At 68.2% G+C, this 2,869-nt stretch carries 4 protein-coding genes; 3 read left to right on the top strand and 1 reads right to left on the bottom strand.

Going from position 1 to position 2,869, the window contains the following annotated elements; translation table 11 throughout:
* A partial coding sequence (locus tag ACGFYP_RS34640; protein WP_393502091.1) for a hypothetical protein occupies positions 1-203 on the bottom strand: 203 nt, incomplete at its 3' end.
* Between the two features lie 186 nt (positions 204-389).
* Here ACGFYP_RS34640 and ACGFYP_RS34635 point away from each other — a divergent pair.
* From ACGFYP_RS34635 to ACGFYP_RS34625, 3 genes are all read left to right on the top strand, one after another.
* Positions 390-1,130 carry an alpha/beta hydrolase gene (locus ACGFYP_RS34635; protein WP_393502090.1) on the top strand — a complete coding sequence of 247 codons (741 nt, stop codon included), beginning with the start codon at positions 390-392 and terminating at the stop codon, positions 1,128-1,130.
* A 275-nt stretch (positions 1,131-1,405) separates the two neighbouring features.
* Positions 1,406-1,861: a hypothetical protein gene (locus ACGFYP_RS34630; protein WP_393502088.1), complete on the top strand. Its 456-nt coding sequence runs from the start codon at positions 1,406-1,408 to the stop codon at positions 1,859-1,861.
* 72 nt (positions 1,862-1,933) lie between these two features.
* Positions 1,934-2,767, top strand: coding sequence for a transposase family protein (locus ACGFYP_RS34625; RefSeq protein WP_393502086.1), 834 nt, complete (start codon positions 1,934-1,936; stop codon positions 2,765-2,767).
* Positions 2,768-2,869: the final 102 nt, after the last annotated feature.

The following is a 2,869-nucleotide window of genomic DNA, read 5'->3' as shown; positions in this document are numbered from 1 at the left end:
TGGGCCTCCGCCAACTTGAAGTCGCAGGTCAAAGGGCTGGTGTGACCGGTGCTCAGGGTGCTCACGCTGGTCATGGGCGGCTGTCTGCGCAGTAGATCGTCCGTCAGCGGTTGGTTGCCGGTTTTTCGGTGCTCGAGTCGGTGGTGGACGTGCGCTTTCCGACCAGTGACAGGCGTGACTCCGGCGCCGTGGTGTTCGGCCACAGAGCCTCCGGCAAGAAAACCGTTGGCGGAACCACGGCAGCCACTGCTAGGTTTCCGGAGGCCGTGCAAGAGAGCGAGGAGGTGGTACCCGTGAACGTATCGACATGGGTGCTCCCCTCCGGGGTCACGGTCGGGCGATAGGTCGTCCGGGAGCGCCGTTCCATGACACTCCCGAAAGGCACGACCATGCAATTCACTTCTGAACAGCGTCTCGACGACGCTGTCCTCGAGCGCGAATTCACCCTTGGCGAGATCCCCGGCATCCTGTGGACGCCCGGATCTGCATCCACATCCGCACCGGCGCCGCTGATCCTGCTCAGCCCCCCTCCTCTCGGGCTGCGCAAGATGTACCCCCGACTGCTGGCCCGGGCCCGGCACTCCGCGGCGGACGGCTTCGCCACGGCCACCATCGAGCTGCCCGGAAGCGGCGACCGGCCCCGCCTGCCCGCCGCCGAGCAGGCCCTCGCCGACCTGCGCCGGGCTATGGAGGCCGGCGAGCCGGTCAGCGACGAGATCATCGACGCCCTCATCCTCCCCCTGGTCGACAAGGCGGTCCCGGAATGGCAAGCCGCCCTGGACGCCCTCCTGTCGCTGCCCGAGATCGGCGGCCCGGTCGGGTACTCGGGGGGAGTGATCTCCATCGGGACCCGGCTGGCGGTGGTCGAGCCGCGCATCTCGGCCGCTGTTCTGTTCGCCGGGAGTTTCGTCCCTCGCGCCATGTTCGAGGAGGCCCGCCAGGTCACCATCCCTCTGCACGTCCTGCTGCAGTGGGACGACGAAGGGAACGACCGGCAGGCGGCCCTGGACCTGTTCGACGCCTTCGGCTCCAAGGAGAAGACGCTGCACGCCAATATGGGCGGGCACACCGGCGTCCCGCAGTTCGCGGGGGACGCCGCGGCCCAGTTCTTCACCCGACACCTGAAGTGACGCCGGGCCGTCAGGCCACCAGCAGACGGTAGCCGTGTTGGCCATGATGCTGCTCATCTAGGGACGGGTCCCAGCCCTCCTCGGCTCTCTACACCACGGGCCCCTGCCAGACTCTTGGCAGGGACCCGTGCTGCCCGAAGCCATGAATCGTTCGACGTCCGCAGAGCTTCGAGTGCTGCCCCAACCCGTGTACAGGCGCTGTCGGCTCGTGAATAAAGCCACTCGATCACACCCTTTTCCGGAAAGCCCCATCAATGGGCCTCTACGATCTATGCATGCTGGATCCCGAGTTGCTGGAACGGATCACCGCGCGGCGCGCGGAACTGGACGAACTCGAAGAACGGCTGGCCAAGGAGCTGGCGGAGGTGCGGGCTGAGCGGGATGAGCTCGCTGTCGCCGAACGGGTCCTTGAACGGGTGTCCGGGCAGCTCGCCGAGGAACGCGCCTCGGACCTGCCGGCGCCCGGGCAGGTGGCCGGACGAGCGGTGATGCTGATCCCGCACCGCGAACCGGGCGTGGAGGAGAGCACGCTGCCGCCGGACTATCAGCGCATTCTCACCGTTGTGCGGCAGGCCGCGGGACCGGTCATGGCCCGCGAGGTCGGCGAGGCGGTGGGCGTCGACATCAGCGTGCGGGCCAAGCTGGAACCGCTACGCGGCAAGCTGGTCAGACTCGTCGATCGCGGCTGGCTGCGGAAACTCCCCGACGGCCGGTTCACCACGCGCCTGTGACCAGGGGCACCGCCGCCCGGAGCGGTGCGGCACGGGCGTAACCAGGTTGCCCCCGGCGGCCGTTGGAATTGTGTGACGAATACCAAGAAGCATGCCGAGGACACCTGCCCGCTCGTTTACCAGTGCCGTCTGTCGCTGTCCACGCGCACCGTCAACCACCTCGCCGATCTGCTCAGGCGCCATCTGAAGGCGATCAGGTCCCGGTGGCGGATCCTGCCACCGGGGAAGATCGCGGTGATTGTCCTGGCCGTACTTCGCCACGACGAACGTCTGGCCGACATGGCCGGCGGCAACGACGTGTCCGAGTCCACCGTCCGACGCTGGCGGGACGAGCTGATCGCCCTGCTCGCCGCCCAGGCGCCGCGCCTGGACCGCGCCCTGAAGAAGGTCGTCAAGCAGGGCGGGGAGGTGGTTCTGATCGACGGCACCCTCATCCGCACCCAGCGCCGCACCGGACCGGCCGACCGGCGCAACTACTCCGGCAAGCACCGCAGCCACGGCCTGCACTTCCTCGCCCTGACCGACGAGAGCGGCCGCCTGATCTGGATCTCCGCCGCCCGGCCCGGCCGCACCCACGACAACACCGCCGCCCGCCACGACCACATCCTGGCCCACCTACGCGCCGCCGGCCTCGGCACTCTGGCCGACCTCGGCTTCCGCGGCCTGGACAACGACATCCGCGACCCCGTGATCATCACCGGCTACACCGCCAGCCGCACCCACAAAGTCACCGCCGGTCAGAAGGAAGCCAACCGCGTCCTCGCCGTCGGACGCGCACCGGTCGAGCACGGCTTCGCCCACCTCAAGAACTGGCGGATCCTCACCAAACTCCGTACCGATCCCGCCCACGCCACCCAACTCCTGCGTGCTCTGCTCGTCCTGACGAACCTCGAAGTCGACCGCTAACGGACGATCTTGTCCGCAGACTTCCGCCCGCGACCAGCACGAGCACCACGAGAGCCGATCACACCAGCCCTTTGACCTGGGACTTCAAGTTGGCGGAGGCTC

Source organism: Streptomyces sp. NPDC048370 (assembly GCF_043200825.1).
GTDB lineage: Bacteria > Actinomycetota > Actinomycetes > Streptomycetales > Streptomycetaceae > Streptomyces.
The sequence above is the reverse complement of the archived record's forward strand: the minus strand, read 5'-3'. Positions and strand labels throughout refer to the sequence as shown.